This is a genomic window from uncultured Campylobacter sp., assembly GCF_938045345.1.
Taxonomy (GTDB): domain Bacteria; phylum Campylobacterota; class Campylobacteria; order Campylobacterales; family Campylobacteraceae; genus Campylobacter_B.
Genome location: NZ_CALIMS010000006.1, coordinates 78987 through 102334, shown reverse-complemented (window position 1 = coordinate 102334; position 23348 = coordinate 78987). Strand labels below are relative to the sequence as shown.

Sequence of the window (23348 nt, the reverse complement as noted above, 5' to 3'; positions counted from 1 at the left end):
TAGAAAATTCACTTCAAGGAGTTAAAGATGAAATATGTGCTAAGTGTCGCGCTGGCGGCATTGTTTTTAGCAGGATGCGGCGAGGACGAAGTAGAGCTCGTGAAAAACTATACTTTGCCTGATTTCAAGTCGATGAGTATCGGCACGGCGATCGAGGGCTCGAAGATCTGCAAAAGTGTCAGCTGGAGCAAAGAGGAAAACGGCGGATTAAAGACGGTTAAGATGGTCTGCGACGTGGATATGGAGAAAGTAAAGGTCGATGTAGATGCCTTTAACAAAAAATATAAAGAGGCTACGCTAAACACGTCTTTAAGAGGTGCCGTGCTTTTCTATAAAGATAAATCTGATGATAAACAACAGCGTTTACTTAAATTGGCAAATGAACATTGCAAAATAAATGAGACGAAATTTCAAGAGGAGCTCAAAGACAGAGGCAAAATAGATTACTCATTTCAAAAAAAGCCGGTTGATTGCGACGATAAATTAAAAGATGAAATACTAAAGGATGGTGAACCAAAAACTTCTGCGATTTATATGAGTAATATTATTGATTCATTAGAAGACGTCGCTTATTATTCGCAGCTAACGCCTAGCCAAATAAGGCTACAGCTTGGAAGGGCAGCAGAGCTGCCGCCACAGGCTGCGATCGAATTAAATTTTATTGTGAATGCCGATAAGAGCGTAAGTTTATCGGATAAATTTATAGTGACTAAAGATATAATTGATGATGTTATTAAGATAAGATCGGCATTTAATAATAGAAAAACGGCGGAAGACGCCCTTGCGACTTTCTACGAAAGACAATAAAATTTTATCTGAATTTTTAAAAGACGTTTCGGCTCGGAAGCGTTTCCGTAAAAGACGATAGCATTATCTCGCGGCTAAATTTTATGAAATTTTAAAATTTAGCCGCTTTTTTTATATCAAAATTTCATTGAAAATTTTATGTGAAGTTTTAAATTTAAAGCGCAGCGGGAGTAGTTTCGCTCGCCGCGCCGTGAAATTTTACGCCGAAGATAGGTTTATTTGTCGTGTCCTTGCAGATACGCGATCGCGCTAAGTGCGGCAACCGCGCCGTCGCCTGCCGCGCAAACGACCTGTTTAGGCGCATCCTGCCTCATATCGCCCGCCGCAAATAGCCCGTGTACACTTGTTTGCATCTTTAAATTTACCGCGACCTGTCCGCCCGGCGTGACGTCGCAGATGAACTTGCCGCTTTCGTCTTTTAACACCTCGTTTCGCACGTCAAGCCCTACGAATACGAAGATTCCAGGTAGCTGTAGCTCACGCGCGACGCCGCTAATTTTATCCTTGACTACGACGCCAGTTACGCCGCTTGCATCGCCCTTGATTTGCTCTACGAGCGCGCTTGTAATGAGCTCGATATTCTCACTTTCGCGCACCTTTTGCACGGTCGAAGGTGCGGCGCGAAACTCATCCCTGCGGTGGATTAGGTATACTTTGGAGCAAATTTTAGCCAGATACAGCGCTTCTTCTAGCGCCGTATCGCCGCCGCCGAGGACGGCAACCTCTTTGCCCTTGTAAAAAAACCCGTCGCAAGTCGCGCAGGTACTGACGCCGCGACCGAAGAACTCATCCTCGCCCTCAATCCCCGCGCGGCGCGGAGTAGAGCCCGTAGCGACGATAACGGCACGTGCGCGACGTGTTTGATCGCCCTCGAGATAGATCGTAAAATTTCCGTCGCCGTCTTTTGAGACGCGCAGCACGCGCACCATCTCATGCTTTAAGCCGAAGCGGAAGCACTGCTCCTGCCAAGGCGCCATAAAGCTCATCCCGTCGGTCACCACAGCGACGCCAGGGTAGTTTTCCATCTCGGAGCTTGAGGTGATCTGCCCGCCGGGCATCCCCATCTCAAACATCACGACGTCTTTTAAACCGCCTCTTGTAGCATAAAGCCCCGCCGCTAGCCCTGCAGGGCCGCCGCCGATAATTGCTAAATCTAACATTTTTTCTCCTTAATTATTTTATTAAGTAAAGCCGCGGGCGTTAAATTTACGAATTTAATTAATAAAACGATGAGTGGGAGAAAAAAGGGCGAAAGCCGCCCTTTTAAAATTTACAGAAGCGAGTTTAGTTTGTCGGCTATGATCTGCTTAGATTGCGCGCCGATGAGCTGAGCTTTTAGCTCGCCGTCTTTGAAAAATAGAATCGTAGGGATCGAGCGAACGCCGAATTGCACCGCAAGATCCTGCGCTTCGTCGGTATTTACTTTGCAAATTTTAGCCTTGCCCTCGTAGTCGTTCGCAAGCTCCTCGATGATCGGAGCGATCATACGGCACGGCCCGCACCAAGGCGCCCAAAAATCGACTAGCGCGACACCCTCTTTAGTAACGTCGAAATTCTCCGAAGTAAGCTCTATATACTTTCCCATAATGTTCTCCTTGTATTAAAATTCTGCGGATTATAGTTAACTATCTTAAATAAATAATAAAAATTCTAATTTAAAAAGATATGTTGGCGATAAATTTTATCTGCTTTGGATAAACTTCCACTACGTCGATCTGCCACGGCTCGTCCGTATCGCAGCTCATCAGATAAAATTCCGCCGCTTTTAAGATTTTAGCCATCTTGGCGCCAGTCACGCGCTCTGCAGCGTCGTAATCGCCGCTCGTAGCCTTCACCTCTACAAAGTGCAAAATTCCGCCCTTACGCGCGATTATGTCGATCTCGCCGAAGCGGCAGCGGAAATTTCGCTTTAAAATTTCAAATCCTTCGCCGCGTAAAAATTCCGCCGCACGGTCCTCGCAGGCAAAGCCGAAAATGTATTCTTTTAAGCTCAACTTAGCTTTCGATCCTGATCATAAAAGGCTTTTGCGTGATGAAATTTTCGCCGCTAATCACGCTTATAGCGCGCTTTATGTCCTTCTCGCAGCACGTATGCGTCGTGAAAAACAGCGTCACTTCCTCGTCCGTTTTGAGTTTCGGCTTTTGCAAAAAGCTGTCGATCGAAAGATCGTTTAAGCTCATAATGTTTGTAAGCTTCGCAAGTACGCCTTTCTCGTCGCGCACGCGCAGCCTGAAATAATATTTTGTGCGGATCTGCTCGCTCGGCAAAATTTGCATAAAATTTTCGCTCGGCAAAATTTTATATCCGAGCATCGGGTTTTTGTTATCGCGCGCAATGTCGATGAGATCGCTTATAACCGCGCTTGCCGTAGCGCTACCGCCCGCACCCGGTCCGTAATACATACTCTCGCCGACGCAGTCTCCGTAAATACTCACGCCGTTCATCACGCCGTCTACTTTTGAGAGCATTTGATCCTTTGAAATGAGCGCAGGATGGACGCGCAGCTCGACTTTGTTGTCGCACGCACGCTTAGCTACCGCAAGCAGCTTGATTATGAAATCAAATTCGCGCGCAAAATAGATATCCTCCTGCGTGATCTCCTCGATCCCCTCGATTAAGATATCTTCCGGGTCTCCGTGCACGCCGTATGCGATGCTAGCTAAGATCAAAAGCTTATGCGCCGCGTCAAATCCGCCGATATCGAAGCTAGGATCGGCTTCGGCGTATCCGAGCTCTTGAGCTCGCTTTAGCGCGTCCTCAAATTTCTCGTTTTTTTGCATCATATTCGTAAGGATGAAGTTGCTCGTGCCGTTTACGATGCCGATGATCTTTTCGATACGGTTGGCGCTTAGCCCTTCGCGCAGGGTTTTGATGATAGGAATTCCGCCAGCCACGCTCGCTTCAAATCCAAAAGGCGTGTCGCCCGCCAAAGCCTGAAGTTTATAGCGATGATAAGCCAAAAGCGCCTTATTTGCGGTAACGACCGCCTTTTTACGCTTTAAAATTTCGCTTACGATCTCATAGGGCTTTTCTACCCCGCCCATAAGCTCTACAAAAACGTCGATATCGTCGCGCTCGATGATACTTTGCGCGTCGCTGCTAAGCGGAATTTGCACGTCGCGCTTTTTACTCGTATCGCGCACGAGCCCGATTACGGGCTCTATGCTAACGCCCGCGCGCGCAAGGATAATATCTTTATTTTTGATCAAAATGTTTGCAACTTCGCTACCTACGGTGCCGACGCCTAAAATCGCTACCTTCATCAGATCTCTTTCAAATATTTTTTTATATTTCTAGCGGCCTGGCGGGTTCTATTCTCGTTTTCGATAAAAGCGATTCGCACGTAATCGTCTCCCGCCGCGCCAAAGCCAACGCCCGGGCTTACGGCGACGCGCGCCTTGGTAAGAAGCTGCTTGGAAAACTCCATACTCCTTAGATGAGCTGCGGCGGGCGGCAATTTCGCCCACGCAAACATCGACGCGCTAGGTTTAGCGATCACCCAGCCCGCGTCCGCAAAAGCGTCGATCAGAAAATTCCTACGCTTCTCATAGGTCGCGCGGATCTCCTCTACGCACTCTTGCGGCCCGTCCAGCGCGATCGTGGCGGCTACTTGTATCGGCGTAAACATGCCGTAATCAAACCAAGATTTGATCTTTTTAAGCGCGGCGACGAGCTTTTTATTACCGCTAACAAAACCCACGCGCCAGCCCGCCATATTGTAGCTTTTAGAGAGCGTGTACGCCTCGACTGCGACGTCCTTCGCACCCTGAACCTCAAAAATGGACGGCGTTTTGTAACCCTCAAAAGCGATCTCCGCGTAAGCGATATCGCTGATGATATAAAACCGCTCCTGTCGCGCCATCGCTACGAGCCGCTCGTAGAAGCTCTTTTGCACGACGACCGTCGTAGGATTGTGCGGGAAATTTACGACGACGTATTTTGGGCGCGGAATGCTCTCGTCGAAAGTTTTTTGCAGATCGATGAAAAATTTATTCTCATTAAAATTTAAATTCTCATCATAGGCAAGCGGGATTTTAACGACATTACCGCCCGCGATGATGAAGGCTTGAGTGTGGATCGGATACGCAGGATCGGGCACCACCGCGACATCGCCCGGATTTACGATCGCGCTAGTTAGATGCACGAAGCCCTCTTTAGAGCCCATCACGGCGACGATCTCGCTTTCGGGATCCAAGATCACGCCGTATTTGCGCTTGTACCAATTCGCGCACGCAAGTCGCAGCTTGTAGATGCCCTGGCTTACGGAGTAGCCGTGGGTCTTGTCCTTTTGCGCGCTTTCGCAAAGCTTGTCTATTATATGCTGCGGCGTCCTGCCGTCGGGATTACCCATCGAAAAATCGATTATATCCTCGCCGGCTCTGCGCGCCGCCATTTTTATGGCGTTTACTTCGGCAAAAACGTAATTGGGCAAACGCTCGATCTTTGAAAAACGAATTTCGTCAAACATCTCAAACCTCTCATCTTAAAGTAATTCTCAAGCCATATTTAAAATTTCGCGCCTTAAACGCCGCGATCTACACGTGCCGCTCGGAAGCAAAATTTCAAGCCTTAGCGGCGATGCGGCGGCGCTTTTATATCGCTAAGACGATTTTAAAATTTTACCACATAAAATTTTAAAACCGCGGAGGCGCAGAGGCGCGTTGATCGTTTAAATTTATCGCGTCGCGACCCTTGGCGCGACATTTAAATTTGCGTCCTATCAAAACGACCAGGGCCTTCGTTTTGCAGGGCGCCATGGACAATGCTTCTTAAATTTAGCGCGCTACCACAAGCGCCCGCACCGCTTAAAATTTTATTCGCACCGTTAAATTTTACCTATGCCGTTTAAAATTTTATCCAACGCAGCGCATTTTAAAACTCTTTAAATTTACGCTCCTAGGTTTAATTTAGGTCGCACTCGCCGCAGCAAGCCGAAATTTTACTCTCAGCGGCGGCGAAATCCTACGAGCAAAAACCGCGCGAGAGCGAGGATTTTACCACTTTTTGCCCTTGTTTAGGCGCAGAAATTCATCGGCTGAAATTTTAGTGATATTGCCATCTTTGACGTGGAATTTTTGAGTGTTTCTTTCGCTGAAAGTTACGTTGCCATCGGCTTTGCCGAGCTCAAACATCCCGTGACCGGTAGAGATTAGCAGCTCCTCATTCCCTTGCGAAGCGACGACGTAAGGGGCATTAATGACCATCTCGCGCTTCTTGCCGCTTTTTAAATCAATGATCCCAATCCACATCTTACCGCGCGGGCTAAGCACGATATCTTTGCTCGGCACGGGCGCGCTTTGAGTAGCGTTTTCGTCGGTAGAATTTTCCTCAGTCTTAATGCTCGCGCGCTCGATCCTGATAGAGCGGTCCAGCGCATTGAGCGAGCTTAAATTTTTATCCGCAACAGCGGCTGCATTGGCATCTGACTTTAGTGCGAATTTTTCATCTGTAGCGTTGTGTGAAACGACGTCGATACCGATATTTTCAAGCTTTTTTTGAGTGTTATTTACGATTGGAGCGTCCGAGTAGGTGGTTTTGTTTTGTTCCCATAAAAGCGAGCCCAAAAACTCGCCGAAGCTTTTATAAAGTCCAAAATAAAAGATTGCGCCTATGATTAATACCATCGCAAGCAGCCATAAAAGCCAACCGCTGCCGCTTTTATTAGGGCTGACCCTTTGACCATAGACCTGCTCGACTTTGGCCTTTTTAACGGGCGCAAAGCTCGCTTTGGCGCTCTCAAACTCGCTAAGCCAGTCCGACAGATCCAGCCCGAACTCGCGCTCTAAAATTTTAATGTAGCCCCTCACATTAAAATTTGCTAGCTTCTCGAAGTCTTTGTTGATGATGTATTCTAAATTTTGCGCATCGATGCGCGTCGTGCGCGCTATTTCGATCAGATCCATAGATTTTAATTCATCCAGATCGCTATTTTTTGGCTGCTGTGTTTGCTCTGGCTTCTCGGTTTGTTCAGCCTGCTCGTCCGTATTATTTAACTTCTCTTTTATTTCTTCCATTTAAAATTCCATCGCATAGTATCGCAAATGCCGCGCTTACGTTAAGCGAGTCCCAGCCTTCGCGCATCTTTATCGATACCGCGCGGTCGCATTTTTTAAGCGCCCTAGCAGGTATCCCCTCTTCTTCGTTCCCCATTACGAGTGCGTTTTTCGCGCCGAGCTTTAACTCCTTAAAGCTCGTCCCGTCCGCACTCGCGGCGTAAATTTCAAAGCCGCTTTGTTTAAGCTCGTTTATCACGCTAAGCCCGTCTGCGACCTTAACGACGTTTAGCTCATACGCCGCGCCCGAGCTTGCGCGCACTACGCCCGCCATATTTAGATTATTTGCGACGACGATCACGCTGTCCGTGCCCAAAGCATAGGCGCTGCGCATTATCGCGCCGATATTTCCGACGTCGGTAAGCCCATAAAGGATCGGCACGAATTTATCGTCTTTGACGCTAGCTAGATCGCCGAAGCTAAACTCCTCCACCTCGGCCAAGAAGCCTTGATGGTTGCCGCCGCGAGCGAGGGCTTGAGCTTTTTTAGCATCGGCGCGCTCGATCTTTACACCGGTTGCGGCGATCTTTTTAAAAATTTCTTTCTCGCACTCCTTAGCAAGGATGATGCGGATAAATTTCTGCGGATGCCGGTTTAAAAGGTGCAAAAACAGCTGCTTGCCGTAAATAATCATTTTGGGATTTTAGCGAAAAACGGTTAAAATATGACTTAGCGTATCAAATTTTTATATATTTCTTTGGCGGGTTCGCCGTTTATTTTTGAGAGTAGTTTTGCTTTTATTTTCGGCGCGATCTCAAGCGACAGAATATCTTCTTGCGTGATTTTTTCAAAGCTTTTCTCACCCGCGCCGTCAATCACGATGCACCATTCGCCGTTTAAATTTGCGCCGTTTAAGCTCAGCAAAACCTCTGCGGCGCTACCGAAAAATTTTGTTTCAAATTTTTTCGTGGCTTCTTTGATCGCAAAAATTTTGCGCTGCGCGTCGATCCCCGCGATCTGCTCTATTAGCTTTATCACGCGCTTCGGAGATTCGTAAAGTACGCATGGATAGGGGCTTTGCATTAAATTTAGGATCTGAGCTTTGCGCTGCGCGCCGTCATTATTCAAAAAGCCTAAAAAGCTAAATTCTTTCTCCACTAGTCCGCTTGCGGCGGCTGCGAGCAGCAGAGCGTTTGCGCCGCTAAGCACCTCGTAAGCTACGCCGCTTCGTTGCGCAAATTTTACGAGCGCAATTCCCGGATCGCTGATGCAGGGCATGCCCGCATCGCTTACGTATGCGCAAGTTTTTTCGCGCAGAAGCGCCGCATCAAAACCCGCGAAAAACTCCGCTTCGTTGTGCGTGTGCAGCGAGTAAAACTGTGAAATTTTAAATGAAATTTGAAATTTATCGGATAATAGATTTAGAAGTTTTTTTGAAACCCTCGTATCCTCGCAGATTAGGATTTCGCAGCTTTGCAATACCTCAAGCGCGCGGCTCGAGATATCGCTTAAATTTCCTATCGGCGTAGGAATGAGATATAGCAACTATTTCATTCCGTATTTTTGCTTAAATTTCTCGACGCGGCCCGCGCTATCTACGATCTTCTCGCTGCCTGTGAAAAACGGATGGCAGTTGGAGCAGATATCGACGCGGATCTCAGGCTTGTTCGAGCGCGTTTTAAAAGTGTTTCCGCAAGCGCAAGTAACGGTCGTTTCGACAAAGTTCGGATGGATATCTTTTTTCATTTTTGATCCTTTTTGATGATTTTAAAAGGTTGCGATTATACAACTTTTTTATCTAAAAAGCAAATTTAAAGGGTTTTAAAAAACTCTCGGCAAAGCGGCAATTTTTTTTCGATCATGCTTTTTAAGCGCGAAGAATTTTAAAATTTAGCGCATTTAGAAGATAAAATTTTGATTTATTGCGGCGTGCAAAATACAGCGCGCGAATACGCGCCGCGGCAAATACACGCCGCGCGTCAAGCCGCAGATAAACATCACAGGTCGCGCAGAGCAAATTTTAAATTCCAAAATTTAAAGCACGCGGCTTTAAATTTTAAAATTTGCCGAGCGTTTAAAACATCAGCTTCGCGCAAGTTGCGATCAGCGCGGTGTTTGAGCGCAAAATATAAGGGCTATTAAGCGCATAGGCGTTTTTAAATTTCTCCCTTTCGCGCGGCGAAAATCCGCCCTCCGGGCCGATGAAAGCGACCTCATCGCCGCCAAAAATGTCGATATTCTTGCCGCCAAAATCGATCAGGCTTACGTTTTCATACCTTTGCGCGAGCTCGTCCGAGCCGCCCAAAACATCGATCTGCATGATGGAATTTCGCCCGCATTGCTGAGATGAGTTGATCAAAATCCGCTCTATCCTCTGCAGATCGAGCCGCACGTTTTTCTGCGACAGATCGGCATAAACCAAAACAAGCCGCCCGACGCCCATCTCATTTAGCGCAGGCAGGCTCTTTTCGATCACGGCGCTCTCGACGACCGCCCAAGCGACGCAAAAATCGTGGCTCGGCGTAAAAACCGAGCTTTTAAAAACTAAATTCAGAGCCGCACCTTTGCGCGAAATTTCGGCGATCTCATATAGATAACTCGCCCCGTCATTTAGATTTCGCACGTCTATGCGCTCGCCCGCCCTTGCTCGTCTGGCCTTTAGGTGCAAAAACTGATCATTCTGCAAAACTAGGCTCTGTTCGCCTGCAAGCTTATCGTAAAAATATACCATCAAATAACACTCGCTATCAAAATTATCGCTAAGCTTAGCCCCAAAATCACCCGCATTTTGCGCTGATACGGCGCAAAGTTTTGACTTAGATACGCTATTTTCAGCCGTTTGTATGATACCGCGCTAAGCGCGATCATCGCTAGCGATCCGACCGCCATAAAGTAAATTTTAAAGCTCAGATCAAAACGCAGCACCGGCAGCATCACGCTTCCGCTAATTATCAGCGCCGCGATACACGAATAATAGATCGGCAAAAACAGCCTGATGCGCCTAAGAAATCTAAGCCCAGATCTGCTCTTTTGCTTTAAATTTTCAGCTTGCGGCGCGGAGGCGGCGGAATTCAAAGCCTCTTTGCGCGGGCAAAATTCTGCCGCCGCGTCGATCTTAAGTTGGGTAAAAATCAGATAAATTATCGTTAAAATCGCCACAGCTAGCGCGAAAAATTTATGAAAGCTCAGGGCGCTTTGATACAGATAATCCATCACTTCCGCCAGGGAGTTAAATTTAGGAAATAAAATTTTGCGCGGCTAGAGCCGAAACGACCGAATTTCAACGCAAATTTTTTCGGCGCGAGATAAGACAGACCTGTTCCGCGCCTTTGAAATTTTAAAAACCTTTCAAAGCGGTCGCGGATATTTATTGCGTTAAATTTTACCCCATTGCCTTCTAATCGCGATTTGGCGCAGTGTATCTCGCGCCAAGAATGAAATTTTGCGGATAGAGCTTTATGAAATTTAAAATTTCTTTGCGCAGATCGCACGGGCAAAAACGGCGCTAAAATCGCGCTTGCGCGCCGCATACGAACAACGCAAATTTTAAAAATTTTCAAATTTAGACGCAGATTTTTCAATGCTCCGCCTTATTCTGTCACCGGAAGCGGCGGCATATCGGCATTTATATCGATTTTAGGCTCGCTAGGCGCGATAGGCACGTCCTTCGGCACCTCGCTATCTACCGGCGGCTTTTGCAGGGCGTCCTTTTTCTCATCGTCGCAACCGCCCAAAGCAAGCGCGCAGACAAAGATTGCGCACGCGGCAAAAATGCGAACGAGCCCCGCGCCAAATTTAAATAAATTTCTCATCAGCAATCCTTTGGATAGATGATTTTTTCGCCGCGTAGCAGCTTTTGCCAAAGCTCAGGTTGCCTCCACTCCTCGCGCACGGCGGGCGAGAATTCTATCTCATCCAGCGCGATCTCGCCCATCTGCGCGTTGTAGGCGTCCTCGCGGAAGCACTGCGCGTAGCCGGTGGCCGTTTCGTGCACGATGACGCTGTGAAGCTTTACTTCGCGCTCACCGTTTTGCATCTGAGTCAGGCTCAAAAGTCGGTCGATTAGAACGAAAAAAATTCTACAAAACTGCTCCGCGCTCGGATTTAGCGGTATCTGTACCCAGCGCGCACTGTGTTTTTTAAGATCCGCGATGTAGCCCGCATCATCGCGCGCGTAGATCGTCGTAGCGTGGTCGAAACTATCGATAAGCTCGCGAATACCGAGCTTCATGTAGCCGAAGTCATAAACCATACCCGCTTCATCTAAAAAATTTGAGCTAAGCAAAATTTCGCATCTGTAGGAGTGACCGTGGATGCTCGTGCGGCACCGCTTCGAGCCGCACAGGCGCACGATGTGAGCGTTTTCGAATTCGTATAATTTCCTGATTATCATACCCCGTCCTTCTCGCCCCAAATTCTAATGTGCAGGCGATCGGAGTAATTATAGCCGTTTTTTAGGCAAAAATCCACGCAAAATTGCGCGCCGCTTTCCAGCTCGCGACGATCTGCGCCGCACGGCATGCAATAAACCTCGCTCTCGCACGCCGCTAAAATTTCAGCGATCTCGGGCTGCGCGTCAAACTCGGGCGAGATGACGAACTTGTAAAAACTATCTTTTGCGTTTTGTTTTAAGCTTCGCAGCGCGGCGAAGCTCAACCTGCGTTCGCGCGGCTCGGCGGAGTTTGAAAGCTTAGGCGAGACCGCAAAGACGCAGCTTTTGTAGGCGGGAAATTTTTCAAAATCCACGAAAATCGTGCCATTGGTTTCGAAGTGCACTTCGTATCCGCGCGCGAGCAGCTCGCAGACGAACTCGTAAAATAGCGCCTCTTTATGGTGCAGTAGCGGCTCGCCGCCTGTAATAACGACGATCGGCTTTTGGTAAAGCTTAGCGCTCTGTGGCGAGACGGAGCTATGCAGATTTAAATTTGAGGAAATTTGCGCCGCGAAATTTAAAGAATTTTCGCTCGTTAAATTTAAAGATTTTTCTGCGCTACCGTTTTGGCGGGGAAGTCTTTGCGCGGCGGCGAAATTTAAGGTATCGCTTTTAGAAAAAGGTTCGGTGGCGCCGCAAAAACCTAATGCAGAGCAAGCAGGTAGGGAACAGGACGAAGCGAATAAATTTGGAATTTTATTCAAAAGCTGGGCTAAATTTAAAATTTCTTCGTGCTCGAAGTGATTTGTAAATACCGCGCGGATCGTATCGCAGCCGCGTAGCGTCTCGCCCGTTTTTGGCGAAATGCGCTCGCCGCCGAAGCCCTCGCAGCGCAGATTGCAGCCCGCAAAGCGAAAGAAAAACGCGAGCCTGCCCGCATACTTGCCCTCGCCCTGGATACTTAAAAAGCTCTCTACGAGCCTCATCCGCCCGTCTCGTAAAAAGCGCGGCTTGAAATTTCATTCGAAGCGTCCGTTTGCCAGCGATTTTTCTCGGGCTTATTCGCTAAAATTTTAGCCAAAATTTCGGCGGCTGCGGCGATGTCGCCCTCTTTGACCGCCTTTTTGATACTTAGTGCGTCCTCGAAGTAAAGACAAGGGATCAAAAGCCCCTCGGCACTTAGTCTGATACGGTTGCAGCTCTCGCAAAAATCGTGTTTGTGCGGATCGATGATACCGAAGGTGTAGCCGTCCCCGAGCGCGTAAAGCGACGCGGGCGAGCTCTGAGATTTCGGCAGAGCGGTAAAGATAAATTTACGCCTTAAAATATCTAAAATTTCACTCGATTTTAATCCCGTAAGATCGCCGGCATGGGTGTTTTCCATAAATTCTATGAAGCGGATCTGGCAATCCTTCTCGCGGGCAAATTCCAACAAATAAATAAGCTCGTCGTCGTTGATCCCTTTTAGCGCGACGGTGTTTAGCTTAACCTTTAACCCCGCTTCAAGCGCGGCGTCAAGGCCCTCCAGGACGTTATAAAGCACGCCGCGCTGAGCTATAAATTTAGCTCGCTCCGGACGCAGCGAGTCAAGCGACATATTGATGCGCTTTAGCCCCGCGTCTTTAAGGGCGCGCGCGTAGTTTTTGAGATAATATCCGTTAGTGGTAAGCGCAAGATCGATATTTGGAGCATAATCCGCGATCATCTTTATAAAATCCTCGATCCCCTTTCGCACCAGTGGTTCGCCGCCCGTGATACGGATCTTTTTTACGCCGCCGTCGATCGCAACTTTGACGAATAAAAACATCTCCTCAAAGCTTAAAATATTCTCTCGCGGCACCCAGTTAAACGGCGTAGCAGGCATGCAATATCTGCATCTGAAATTACACCGCTGCGTAACTGAAATGCGCAAATAATCGATCGTTCGTCCAAATTTATCAATTAGCATATTTTGCCTTAATATCAATTTGCGGCGATTATATAAAAAACAAAGCGATTTTGCAAAATTTTATTTTTATATTGCTCTCGTTATTTTCTTACCGAGCCGATGAGCTCTTTAAGCTGATCTAGTAGCGGTCTGATCTGCTTTTCTACCCGCTCGTCGATCATCGTAGGCACTACATCTAGCCTCTGCTCTATCGTCTCGTCGATTACGTCGGCAATCGCGTTTATATCGATATTGGGAGCGACTTTGCCGCCCGAATCGATCATCTCTTTTAGCTCCTCGACCTTCTTTTTAAGCAGATAGTTTTCCTGCATAGCGTCGGTCAGAACCTGATCGAAGCGCTCGAATTTTTTATCCGCTTGCTTATCCTTAAAATATATGACGAAAAACATTAAAAATATAACGACGCAAAGTCCTAAAATGATGATGGTGTTAAGATCCATAGGGGTTCCTTAAAATAAATTTACAAAAATAAAAGCAAAAAAGGCGATGCCCAAATAGCCATTCAGCGTAAAAAACGCGCGATCGATCTTGCTAAAATCACTACGTACGATCTTATGCTCAAAGTACAAGATCGTCGCGCACGCAGCCACGCCAAGATAGGCAAAAAAACCTAAATTTGCCGCCGCGCAAAACAGCAGCCAAAAAAGCACCGCCACGGCGTGAAAAATTTTAGAGATAAACATCGAGGCTTCCTTGCCGTAAAGCGCAGGGATGCTGTAAAGCCCATTGCTGCGGTCAAATTCCATATCTTGAAGCGAATACAGCACGTCAAAGCCGCCTACCCAAAATACTACCCCGAGACATAGTAGCACCGACCATAGCGGAATTACGCCGCTAACGGCGATCGCTCCGGCAATCGGCGCAAGCCCTAAGCAAAAGCCGAGCATTAAATGCGCGGTCTCGCTAAAGCGTTTAAAATATGAATACCCCCCCAATGCCGCTAAAATCGGCACCGAAAGCTTAAGCGCCAAAGGATTTATAAGCGCCGAAACCGCTATGAAAACCACTGCATTTGCGATGATGAAAAGCAGTAAATTGCCGCGCCCGATCCGTCCGTCCACGCTAGGGCGCGAAGCACAACGCGGATTGGCGCGGTCGATGTCTTCGTCCAAGTAGCGATTTAGCGCCATAGCGAAGCTTCTTGCGCTCACCGCGCATAAAGTCCCTAAAAAAAGCAACTTCCAGCCGAACCATATCGAGCCGTTTTGCAGCTTGCTCGCGGTAATCATCGCCGTAAAGATAAACGGTAGCGCGAAAACCGAGTGTTTAAAAACTATTAATTCGTTGATATCGGATAAAATTTCTTTAAATTTAGCCATTTCGTCCCTTATTTTGGGCACCATTGTATCAAAAAAAAGTAAGAATAGCTCTAAATTTGATATAATTTGAACGAAAAATTTACGAAAGGAAACGCCTTGAACCAGAATCAAAACTCGCACGCAAGCCCGCAGATCGCGATCATCGGCACCACCGCAAGCGGCAAAAGCGATCTTGCACTAAGTATCGCGCGAGAGACCGGCGCCGTGATTTTGAGCCTGGATTCGCTCTGCATTTACCGGCAAATCGACATCGCAAGCGCTAAGCCAAGCGAGGAGCAGCTGCGCGAGATCAAGCACTTCGGCGTAAATTTAATCTACCCAAACGAGTACTTCAGCGTCGGCGAGTTTATAAAAGAGTACGCGGCCGCGCGGGCTTTTGCAGAGCGTAGCGGTGCGCCTTTGATAATCACTGGGGGCAGCGGATTTTATCTAAAAGCGATGCTAAGCGGTCTGGCGCCGAAGGTTCCCGATTTTAAAAATGAAATTTCAAACGATGAAATTTACGCTCTAGCGCAGCAGATCGATCCGGAATTTGCCGCAAAGCTTAGCGCGGCGGACAGCTTTCGTTTACAAAAATGGCTAAGCATCTATAAATTTTGCGGCGAGACGCCAAGTAAATTTTTGCACGAAAACACCGCCCCGCCCGTCATTTCGGATATTAAAATTTTTGAGATCGACGCGCCTAAGCAGTGGCTTGCACAGCGCATCGAAGCGCGCACGAAGGCGATGTTTGAGCGCGGGCTTTTAGAAGAAGCGGAGTTTTTATTCGCCCGCTACGGTGCGGAGTGCAGGGCGCTAGGCTGTATCGGGCTAAAGGAGTGCGGGCAGCTTTTGCGCGGACAGATCACGCGGGTGCAGTGCGAGCAGCTCGTAAGCCTGCACACGGTACAGCTTGCAAAGCGCCAGCGCACCTTCAACCGCTCGCAGTTTGCGGATAAAATTTCGGCGCCACCGCAAGAGCTGGAGCGTGAAATTTTAAAGCTCCTCCGCCGCGAGATTTAAAATCAAAATTTATCAAAATTTGTGCGCTTGCTAGAAAAAAGTGAGACAAGGAAGTAAAATTTAGATTTAAATTTACCGCGCCGGTCGTATCTTTAAAATTTTGCGGGGCGCGCCGAGGCCTTGCGTGACGCAGAATTTCGGTCAAATTTAATCGCCTTCGCAAATATCAAAGCTAAATTTATTGTTATCAAGCCTATCAAAATTTTGATTTTCCGCGCTTGCATTGCGCTTGAAAATAAAGGCGTAACCGTATTTCTCGGGGTGCTGCGAGCTGTTTTTTAGCCCAACGACGCAAAGCTCGTAAGTGCCGCTTTGCAAGCCGAGCTTGAGCGTGGAATTAAATTTTCGTATCTTGCCCGCAGCGCCGCTTTGGCACTCATAGCCTAGCTCGAGTTCGCCGCTTTTTAGCTTATCGAAACGATATTGCAAAGCATCGAAGCTCGCTAGGATCGCGGAGCCGCTTTGCGGGGCGAAATACAGCTTATCGCGCTTGAAAGCCACTTCGTAGCCCGCAGGCAGCGCAAACTCCTCGTCCATGCAAACGAAGATCTCATAGCTGCGCACCGTAAGCGGGTAGAAGGGTAAAGCTTTAGCGCCCTTTACGGCGTCATAAAACAGCTGCTTGTGCGCGTCCCAGTAGCTTAGAAGCTTTTTTGCTCTGCATTTTCGTTCCTTTAAAAACTCACTCAAATCGCGCACATCAAGCAGCGCAAAACCGTAGCCGTCAGCACTTAGCTCGCCCAAAAACATATCTCTCCTTGTTGGCAAAGCGCGGTGGGTTCAATTCGCGCTTAAAATTTAAGCTCAATACCCGCTTAAAAAGACGAAATTATTTACCGCGCCGGTTAGGAATTTCACCAAAAACGGCGCCAGCACGCACGCCACGCTAGCTAGCACGACGGCGAATTTTATCTGCACCGAGACCGCTCCCAGCGAGCCGTCAAGCTCCGCGTCCTTTCGCGGCTCGTGCAAAAACATACGCACGATGAGGCGCAGGTAGTAATACAGCGCGAGCGCGCTATTTACCGCCATGATAACGGCGAGAGCAAAGTAGCCCGAATTGACCGCGGCGCTTAGCAGATACATCTTGCCCCAAAACACGCTAAACGGCGGAACGCCCGCAAGCGAGAGCATGAAGATCGCTGCGCATAGCGCAAAGAGTGGATGGGTGCGGATCAGACCGTCAAATTTCTCAAACGGATGCTCGAAGCGAGCCGCGAACTTGGAGCTTTGCGCGCAAATTTTGGCGCTGGACTTATCGGCACGGCTCCTAGTCTGCGCGCCGCGGTCGATTTTAATATCTCCACCTCGCGCGCCACCGTCAAATTTAAAATTTTTTTCAAACCTCTCGGTTTTGAAATTTCCTTTGCCGACCTCATCCTCGAGCTTAAAATTTCTCTCGTCCGCTTCGGCTTTAAAATTTAGCCCGTCGTCGCGCGCGTAAGCAGGCTCCGTCTTAAAATTTTGCCCGTTTGACGCGCTGTTTTCGTAGCAAAATTTCAAACCCTCCGCGCTAACTTCGGGCCCAGACCCAAAGCTGCGTGCGCGCCTCTCCCGCACGCACCAAATGAACGCAAACGCGCCGAGGTTCGCGACGGCATATAGTATCCAGTAGTTGAAAAGTGCGGCGTTTGCCTGCGTCGAGCCGATCACGATCGCGCAGAGCACGAAGCCCGCGTGCGAAACGGAGCTAAAAGCAAGCATCCGCTTGACGTCGCGCTGTACGAGCGCCATAAGGTTCGCTAAGCTCATCGTAAGCACCGCTACGGCGTAGAGCACGATGTTTAGCCACTGCACGCCGATGCTTTGCAGCGCTTCAAACAGCCTGATCGCAACGACAAAGCCCGCGATCTTGGGCACGACGGACAAAAAGCCCGCCATAGCGGAGCTCGCACCCTCGTAAACGTCGGGCGTCCAGGTGTGAAACGGGATCAGCGAGAGCTTAAATCCTATAGAGACGATCATAAATGAGCAGGCGGCGAAAAGCAAGACGTTGGTTTGTAAATTTGAACTCTTGGCGATCTGCGCGATGTTTGAAATTTCCATAGAGCCGGTCGATAGAAAAAACATCGCCGCGCCGAATGCGAAAAAGCCCGATCCCAGCGCGCCCATTATGAAGTATTTTAGCGCCGCTTCTACCGATCTGGCGCGGTTGTGAAGCGCGATTAACGTATAAAGCGCCAGCGAGCCTGTTTCAAGCCCAACGAGGATCATCATTAAGCTTTCGCTCGCGACCATAAACTCATAGCCCACGAGCACGAATAAAAACAGCACGAAAAACTCCGCCGTGTAGTACTCATGCGCGCTTCTTGCACCCAAAGACAGAAAGATGAAAAATATCGAGCCTGCGAGCATGATAAGCATCGATAGCGTCGCGATTCCGTCCACCAGCATCACGTCGAAAAGCCCGCGTATGCCGCTGTTGTATCCAAAAACAAGCCCGAAGCCCAGAGCTAGCGCCAGTATCGTGATGACAGCATAAAATTTATACGATAGCGTGCGCGCAAAAAGCGAAACTGCGAGCATCAGCAGGGCAAATCCTCCGAGCATCGCCATAGGCGCGATCGAGGCTAAATTTAAAAGATTATTTTGCATCGCTTCTTACCTTAAAATTTGCTTTTTCCATATAGGCACGAGTCGCGGTTTGAGAGGCTTTATTAAACATCAGCTCAAGGCTTTGCGTCACGCTGGGCTCGATTCTCTTTAACATCAGATTCGGCGCGACGCCGAGCACTACCACCAGCACGCAGATCGGGATGATAGAGCAAAGCTCGGTTCTGTTTAGATCGCTTAGCTTTTTATTCTCCTCATGCACGAGCGCGCCGAAAAAGGTCTTTTTATAAAGGTTCATCGAATAGATCGCGCCCATTATTATGCCGAGTCCGCCCAAAAGCGCGTAACTAAAGCTTATTTTAAAAATCCCCGCAAGACTTAGGAATTCTCCCACGAAGCCGATGGTAAGCGGAAGGCCTATCGAGCCTAGCAGCACGACGCAAAAGCAAAACGCATAAAGCGGCATCACCCGCGCAAGCCCGCCGAACTCGCTGAAAAGCTTCGTGTGCCTGCGGTCGTATAAAAAGCCTACGAGCATAAAAAGCCCGCCGCTTACGATGCCGTGGCTGATCATCAAAAATACCGCGCCGCTCACCCCTTCTGCGCTCATTGAAAAAATTCCAAGCATTATGACGCCCATATGAGCGATCGAGCTGTACGCGATAACCTGCTTGATGTCTTTTTGTGCAAAGGCGATGAAGCTTGCATAGATGATCATAACGATCGCTACGGCGCACATTATCCCGCTAAAATGCACGCTCGCGTCGGGAAATAGCGGCAGCGAAAATCGCACGAAGCCGTAGGTGCCCATCTTAAGAAGCACTGCAGCAAGCAGAACCGAGCCTATCGTAGGAGCCTGCCCGTGCGCGTACGGAAGCCAGGTATGAAAAGGAAAGCAAGGCGTCTTGATCGCAAAAGCGACCGAAAATGCCAAAAATAGAGGAATTTGCGTGCTAAGCGGCAGCGACAAGCTCTGCCAGTCTAGGATATTAAAGCTATACTCGCCCGTAGCCTCGTGATAGAAATAGCTCATCGCTACGAGCCCTACGAGTAGAAACATCGAACCTAGAAAGGTGTAGATGAAAAATTTTACCGCGGCGTAAATTCTCTTGCCGCTGCCCCATGCGCCGATGATATAGAGCATCGGAATAAGCGAAAGCTCCCAAAAGATGTAAAACAAAATCGCATCCAGCGCCACAAAAACGCCCACCATCGTCATCTCTAAAAACAAAATGCAGATGATTAAATTTTTGGCGCACTCTTTAATGCTTAGACTAAGCAGCGCCAAAAATGTAACCAGCGTGCTTAGGATCACTAAAAACAGCGAAATTCCGTCCACGCCGATGAAGTAGTTGATGCCGTATTCGCTTATGAAAGGGTGCAGCACGCTAAACGCGATGCCGTCCACCGGCTCATAGAGTATCCACAAAACGAGCGAAAGCACAAACTCTATAAAGCTCATCGTAACGGCATAGGTCTTAATGCTCGCTTCGTCGATCAAAAAGCCCAAAACCGCAGCTACCGCCGGAAAAAATATAACCAAACTTAAAAAGTATTCCATGCCCACCTCACAGCGCAAACGCCAAAATCAGCAAAATGAAAGATCCCAAAACCATCCACCTTAAATTTGCGCTCAAATCTCCGCTATTGCTCGCGCGATCCGCACCTTCGCCGCTTTTTACCGCCACGCGAGCGATCAGATCAACGCTGGCGTCTATGATCGCGCCGTCGCATTTAGCGCAGATCTCGCTAAGCTTAGCGTATCCGCGCACGATCACGCGCTCGTAAATTTGCGGGATAAAATACTGCGCGATCAAAATTTTATAAAATTTGCAGTTCTTTAAATTTTGGCTAAATTTACCCTTGCCGTATATCCAAATCGTGCCGATCGCCACCGCGCTTATCATCGCTAGCGTTAGGGCGATCAAAATTACCTCTACGCCGTGCGGGATCGAAGCTTTAAAGCCCGGCAGTATGCTAAGCACGAACTCAGCAAAATCGTGCTCGAAAAAGCCTGCGATCACCGCAGGCACGGCTAATACGCCCATCGCGATGAGGGCAAAGCCTTTCGCCTCGTGCGGATGGTGGGTAAATTTTTGCTTGCCGAAAAACACGAGCATTATTAGGCGCACGCTGTAAAACGTCGTCATCGCGGCGCCCGCAAACAGCAGCGCCCAGATAAAATACGCGTCCGCGCTCCACGCCGCTTCTAAAATTTTATCTTTTGAAAAAAAGCCCGCGAACGGATAAAATCCGCAAAGCGCGAGCGAGCCTATGCACATTAAAATCGCCGTCGGCCGCATAAACTTATATAATCCGCCCATATTTTGGATATTTAGATCGTCTTTCATCGCGTGCATTACGTTACCCGCTCCCAAAAATAGAAGTGCCTTGAAAAACGCATGCGTCGCCAGATGAAATAGCGCGATCCAATACGCCCCGAGCCCCGCGGCTACGAACATATAGCCAAGCTGCGAAAGCGTGGAGTAGGCGATGATCTTTTTAAGATCGTTATGAACCAGCGCCATCGACGCCGCAAAGACCGCCACGAAAGCGCCCAAGCAGACGATAAAGCCGCTTACTTCGGGCGCGAGCGCGAAAATCGCGTTTGCGCGGATCACCAGATAAACGCCCGCCGTAACCATCGTCGCTGCGTGGATGAGCGCAGATACGGGCGTCGGGCCCGCCATCGCGTCGGCAAGCCAGGTATGGAACGGAAACTGCGCGCTTTTGCCCATCGCGCCGATGAATAAAAGCGCTGCAATCAGGGTTAAAATTTCAGGCTCCAAGCTCGCTGCGTTCGCAAACACTACCTCGTAGCGCAGCGAGCCGAAATTTAAATAGATCAGAAAAATTCCAAGCAGCATCCCAAGGTCTGCGATACGGTTCATTATAAAAGCTTCATTGGCGCACCAGCTGTAATTGCTCCTGTCGTACCAAAAGCCTATTAACAGCCACGAGCAAAGTCCGACCCCCTCCCAGCCGATGAAAAGCCCTAAAAAATTATCGCTCGTTACCAAAACCAGCATCGAAAATACGAAAAGCCCCAGGAAGCTGAAAAATTTAGCAAATCCCTCATCCTCCCACATATAGTAGATCGAATACACGTGCACGACGCTGGAAACGATACCTACGACCACCATCATCACCGCACTTACGCTATCTATGAGAAAGCTAAATTTTGCGTCCAGAAATCCGGTGCTTATGAAATCGGCTAAGCTTACGCTGATTAGGCGGTTGTCAGAGACGAGCTCCATCAAAGCAAGCGACGCGATAGTGCTTAAAATCACCAGCGCCGAGCAGATTACGCCAATAAACATCTTGTCTTTGGCGCGAATGAAAACGCCTGCGAAGATCGCCGAGGCAAGCGGTGCGAAAAGGGCGATTAAAAGCCACACAAAAACGGTATCAAGCATCCGGTCCATCCTTGGAAGGATTTTTAAAATTTACGAAGCTGTCAAGTTCGATGCTGCCCGTTTTCTTATACCACAAGATGAGCAGCCCAAGCCCCACGGCCATCTCGCTCGCGGCGATCGCTACGATGAAAAGCGCAAAAATTTCGCCGTTTATATTGTCGTAAAATTTCGCCACGGCGACGAGGGCTAAATTTGCGGCGTTTAATAAAATTTCGCTCGAAAAAAAGAGCATTATCAAATTTCTTCGCTTCATCATACCCGCAAGCCCGAGCCCAAACATCATCGCAGCGACGATCAGATAGTGATTTAGACCCATTTTATCCCTCGCTCTCTTCGTAGCTCAGGCTCGCGTCCATCTGCTTATGCGCAAGCACGATAGCGCAGATCATCGCCACGAGCAGCATCACGGCGGCAAGCTCGAAAATCGCCAGATATTTCGTAAAGATAATCATCCCAAGCGCCTCGGTATCGTCGGTGTTTAAAATTTTAAGCGTTTCTACGTTGTTCGCAACCACTGCGCCGAGCACGATAATCACGAGCAAAAATGCAATCACGCCGCTAAGCGCGAAAAATAGCCTTGCCCCCTTTTTGGGCTCGTTTACGTTTTTATCCGCGCCCAAAAACATCAGCGCGAAGCCGTAAAGCACGATCACGGCGCCCGTGTAGACTATGATCTGCACTACGCCCAAAAACTCCGCATCCAGCAAGAAGAAAAATCCGCTCATAAAGACCATACCGCCGGCCAGCGCGCTAAGGGCATAAAGGACGTTTTTGCTAAAAACGCTGATGCCGAAAAGCGCCAGGCAAACCGCGCTGAAAAAATAAAATGCAAGCGTTTGTATCATTGCTCCTCCCCCTGCGCGGCGGAATCCTCGGCGCTTTGCGAGGCGGAATTTTCTTTGGAATTCTCCGAAGAATCGTCGTTTGTAGCGGAATTATTTTTAAAATTTTCCGTAGAATCGCCGACAGAATTTTCAGCATGCGACACAACGGAACTCTCTTTAGAATTCTCCGCCAAATTTTTACTATCCGTAGCGGAATCTTCGGCGCTCTGAGAGACGAGATTTTCTTTGGAATTTCGCTGTGAATCAGGCGCGGAATTTTGAGCGTCCGTAACGGAATTTTCTTTAGAATTTTCGGCGTCCGCGGCGGAACTTTCCTTTAAGCTTGCACGCCCCACGTCTTGCCGCTTGGATAAAATTTCGCCGCTTAAGCCCGCGCCCTTTGAAAATAGAATTTTATCGCTAGCGGCACCCTCTTTTTTGGAGCTTTCCGCGGCGCTGTTTTTTAAATTTGAATCCGCGCTCTTTGAGCTTAGCTCATCGCTTGCGGCGTCGCTTTTTATATAGGCGTTCGGCGTCACCTTGATCCGCGCGCCTGCGTTTTCATCCAGGCTGCCGTAGCCCGCAAACTCCTGCGCCGCCCCGTTTAAGCATAAATTTTCGCCTCGGATCAAAAGATCCTCTTTAAAGCCGTAATACGCGCGCTGTTCGCTCGCAAGCTCGTACTCGCAGCCGTGCACGATAGCGATCTCGGGGCAGACATCCGCGCAAAGCCCGCAGTAGACGCAGCGCCCTAAATTTATCGAGTAGTTATCTACCTTTTTGCGGCCGTCGGCGCCGAGGCTGGTCTCCATCGCGATGCAGTTTGCCACGCAGATCTTCTCACACAAGCCGCATCCGATGCAGCGCTCGCTGCCGCTTTCTAGCAGGCGCATTAGCTTATGCACGCCGCGATATCTAGGCGGCATAACAAATTTTTCCATAGGATACCGAAGCGTGTGCGAGCCGCTGCGCTTAAACATATTTTTTAACACCACCCACAGCCCCACGAAAAGCTCGCCGTTAAAGGTGCGGGAGAGGAATCTGCGAAACTTATCGCCGCCGGATTTAATAGGGGTTCTTTTGTCGATCTGAGCGTATCTTGCCATCGCGCCC

Annotated in this window: 25 protein-coding genes and 2 pseudogenes; 2 read left to right on the top strand and 25 right to left on the bottom strand. The window is 48.8% G+C overall.

Annotation, left to right across the window (positions count from 1 at the left end; translation table 11 throughout):
* Positions 1-27: 27 nt before the first annotated feature.
* Positions 28-807: a hypothetical protein gene (locus Q0144_RS02200; RefSeq protein WP_298061318.1), complete on the top strand. Its 780-nt coding sequence runs from the start codon at positions 28-30 to the stop codon at positions 805-807.
* Positions 808-1022: 215 nt separating this feature from the next.
* Here Q0144_RS02200 and trxB read toward each other — a convergent pair whose 3' ends face one another.
* The 18 genes and pseudogenes from trxB to mqnP form a co-directional block, all read right to left on the bottom strand.
* Positions 1023-1967, bottom strand: a complete 945-nt coding sequence (gene trxB / locus Q0144_RS02195) for a thioredoxin-disulfide reductase (protein WP_298061317.1) — start codon at positions 1965-1967, stop codon at positions 1023-1025.
* A gap of 110 nt (positions 1968-2077) precedes the next feature.
* A complete protein-coding gene (gene trxA, locus Q0144_RS02190; protein WP_295151069.1) occupies positions 2078-2392 on the bottom strand; it encodes a thioredoxin in 315 nt (104 codons plus the stop codon).
* Between the two features lie 70 nt (positions 2393-2462).
* Positions 2463-2801: a YraN family protein gene (locus Q0144_RS02185; protein WP_298061314.1), complete on the bottom strand. Its 339-nt coding sequence runs from the start codon at positions 2799-2801 to the stop codon at positions 2463-2465.
* 1 nt (position 2802) lies between these two features.
* Positions 2803-4071: a homoserine dehydrogenase gene (locus Q0144_RS02180; RefSeq protein ID WP_177387652.1), complete on the bottom strand. Its 1269-nt coding sequence runs from the start codon at positions 4069-4071 to the stop codon at positions 2803-2805.
* A complete protein-coding gene (locus tag Q0144_RS02175; RefSeq protein WP_298061311.1) occupies positions 4071-5276 on the bottom strand; it encodes an LL-diaminopimelate aminotransferase in 1206 nt (401 codons plus the stop codon). The genes Q0144_RS02180 and Q0144_RS02175 overlap by 1 nt, the downstream gene beginning before the upstream one ends.
* Positions 5277-5802: 526 nt before the next feature.
* Entirely contained in the window at positions 5803-6822 is a 1020-nt protein-coding gene (locus Q0144_RS02170; RefSeq protein WP_298061309.1) for a hypothetical protein, read from the bottom strand.
* A complete protein-coding gene (gene rlmB, locus Q0144_RS02165; RefSeq protein ID WP_298061306.1) occupies positions 6794-7495 on the bottom strand; it encodes a 23S rRNA (guanosine(2251)-2'-O)-methyltransferase RlmB in 702 nt (233 codons plus the stop codon). The genes Q0144_RS02170 and rlmB overlap by 29 nt, the downstream gene beginning before the upstream one ends.
* A gap of 35 nt (positions 7496-7530) precedes the next feature.
* Positions 7531-8346 carry a 16S rRNA (cytidine(1402)-2'-O)-methyltransferase gene (gene rsmI / locus Q0144_RS02160; RefSeq protein WP_298061305.1) on the bottom strand — a complete coding sequence of 272 codons (816 nt, stop codon included), beginning with the start codon at positions 8344-8346 and terminating at the stop codon, positions 7531-7533.
* Positions 8347-8547: a 50S ribosomal protein L31 gene (gene rpmE / locus Q0144_RS02155; protein ID WP_177387662.1), complete on the bottom strand. Its 201-nt coding sequence runs from the start codon at positions 8545-8547 to the stop codon at positions 8347-8349. It lies immediately after the preceding gene.
* Between the two features lie 328 nt (positions 8548-8875).
* Positions 8876-9532, bottom strand: coding sequence for a 16S rRNA (uracil(1498)-N(3))-methyltransferase (locus Q0144_RS02150; RefSeq protein ID WP_298061363.1), 657 nt, complete (start codon positions 9530-9532; stop codon positions 8876-8878).
* Positions 9532-10014 carry a hypothetical protein gene (locus Q0144_RS02145; RefSeq protein WP_298061302.1) on the bottom strand — a complete coding sequence of 161 codons (483 nt, stop codon included), beginning with the start codon at positions 10012-10014 and terminating at the stop codon, positions 9532-9534. The genes Q0144_RS02150 and Q0144_RS02145 overlap by 1 nt, the downstream gene beginning before the upstream one ends.
* Positions 10015-10391: 377 nt before the next feature.
* A complete protein-coding gene (locus Q0144_RS02140; protein WP_298061300.1) occupies positions 10392-10613 on the bottom strand; it encodes a hypothetical protein in 222 nt (73 codons plus the stop codon).
* The gene (locus tag Q0144_RS02135; RefSeq protein ID WP_298061298.1) at positions 10613-11194 is read right to left on the bottom strand and encodes a 6-carboxytetrahydropterin synthase; all 582 of its coding nucleotides are present in this window, start codon (positions 11192-11194) and stop codon (positions 10613-10615) included. Before Q0144_RS02135 ends, Q0144_RS02140 begins: the two co-directional genes overlap by 1 nt.
* Complete coding sequence (locus Q0144_RS02130) at positions 11191-11937, bottom strand: 4Fe-4S cluster-binding domain-containing protein (protein WP_298061361.1); 747 nt, start codon at positions 11935-11937, stop codon at positions 11191-11193. The genes Q0144_RS02135 and Q0144_RS02130 overlap by 4 nt, the downstream gene beginning before the upstream one ends.
* A pseudogene (locus tag Q0144_RS02125) lies at positions 11926-12159 on the bottom strand (7-carboxy-7-deazaguanine synthase QueE); the annotation flags it as partial. The gene Q0144_RS02130 and the pseudogene Q0144_RS02125, both read right to left, overlap by 12 nt.
* Positions 12156-13121 carry a GTP 3',8-cyclase MoaA gene (moaA, locus tag Q0144_RS02120; RefSeq protein WP_298061296.1) on the bottom strand — a complete coding sequence of 322 codons (966 nt, stop codon included), beginning with the start codon at positions 13119-13121 and terminating at the stop codon, positions 12156-12158. The pseudogene Q0144_RS02125 and the gene moaA, both read right to left, overlap by 4 nt.
* Positions 13122-13201: 80 nt before the next feature.
* Positions 13202-13561, bottom strand: coding sequence for a hypothetical protein (locus Q0144_RS02115; protein ID WP_005869739.1), 360 nt, complete (start codon positions 13559-13561; stop codon positions 13202-13204).
* A gap of 9 nt (positions 13562-13570) precedes the next feature.
* Positions 13571-14440: a menaquinone biosynthesis prenyltransferase MqnP gene (gene mqnP / locus Q0144_RS02110; RefSeq protein ID WP_298061294.1), complete on the bottom strand. Its 870-nt coding sequence runs from the start codon at positions 14438-14440 to the stop codon at positions 13571-13573.
* 96 nt (positions 14441-14536) lie between these two features.
* On the opposite strand from mqnP, the gene miaA reads away from it, so the two are divergent.
* Positions 14537-15442: a tRNA (adenosine(37)-N6)-dimethylallyltransferase MiaA gene (gene miaA / locus Q0144_RS02105; protein ID WP_298061291.1), complete on the top strand. Its 906-nt coding sequence runs from the start codon at positions 14537-14539 to the stop codon at positions 15440-15442.
* A gap of 147 nt (positions 15443-15589) precedes the next feature.
* On the opposite strand, the gene Q0144_RS02100 is transcribed toward miaA, so the two are convergent.
* The 7 genes and pseudogenes from Q0144_RS02100 to nuoI form a co-directional block, all read right to left on the bottom strand.
* Complete coding sequence (locus tag Q0144_RS02100; protein WP_298061288.1) at positions 15590-16192, bottom strand: hypothetical protein; 603 nt, start codon at positions 16190-16192, stop codon at positions 15590-15592.
* 54 nt (positions 16193-16246) lie between these two features.
* The gene (locus tag Q0144_RS02095; RefSeq protein WP_298061286.1) at positions 16247-18037 is read right to left on the bottom strand and encodes an NADH-quinone oxidoreductase subunit N; all 1791 of its coding nucleotides are present in this window, start codon (positions 18035-18037) and stop codon (positions 16247-16249) included.
* Positions 18027-19556: an NADH-quinone oxidoreductase subunit M gene (locus Q0144_RS02090; RefSeq protein ID WP_298061284.1), complete on the bottom strand. Its 1530-nt coding sequence runs from the start codon at positions 19554-19556 to the stop codon at positions 18027-18029. Before Q0144_RS02090 ends, Q0144_RS02095 begins: the two co-directional genes overlap by 11 nt.
* Before the next feature lie 7 nt (positions 19557-19563).
* Positions 19564-21411 carry an NADH-quinone oxidoreductase subunit L gene (gene nuoL / locus Q0144_RS02085; RefSeq protein ID WP_298061282.1) on the bottom strand — a complete coding sequence of 616 codons (1848 nt, stop codon included), beginning with the start codon at positions 21409-21411 and terminating at the stop codon, positions 19564-19566.
* The gene (nuoK, locus tag Q0144_RS02080; protein ID WP_005869753.1) at positions 21404-21727 is read right to left on the bottom strand and encodes an NADH-quinone oxidoreductase subunit NuoK; all 324 of its coding nucleotides are present in this window, start codon (positions 21725-21727) and stop codon (positions 21404-21406) included. The genes nuoL and nuoK overlap by 8 nt, the downstream gene beginning before the upstream one ends.
* A 1-nt stretch (position 21728) precedes the next feature.
* The gene (locus Q0144_RS02075) at positions 21729-22256 is read right to left on the bottom strand and encodes an NADH-quinone oxidoreductase subunit J (protein WP_298061280.1); all 528 of its coding nucleotides are present in this window, start codon (positions 22254-22256) and stop codon (positions 21729-21731) included.
* A gap of 500 nt (positions 22257-22756) precedes the next feature.
* A pseudogene (nuoI, locus tag Q0144_RS02070) lies at positions 22757-23341 on the bottom strand (NADH-quinone oxidoreductase subunit NuoI); the annotation flags it as partial.
* Positions 23342-23348 lie beyond the last annotated feature (7 nt).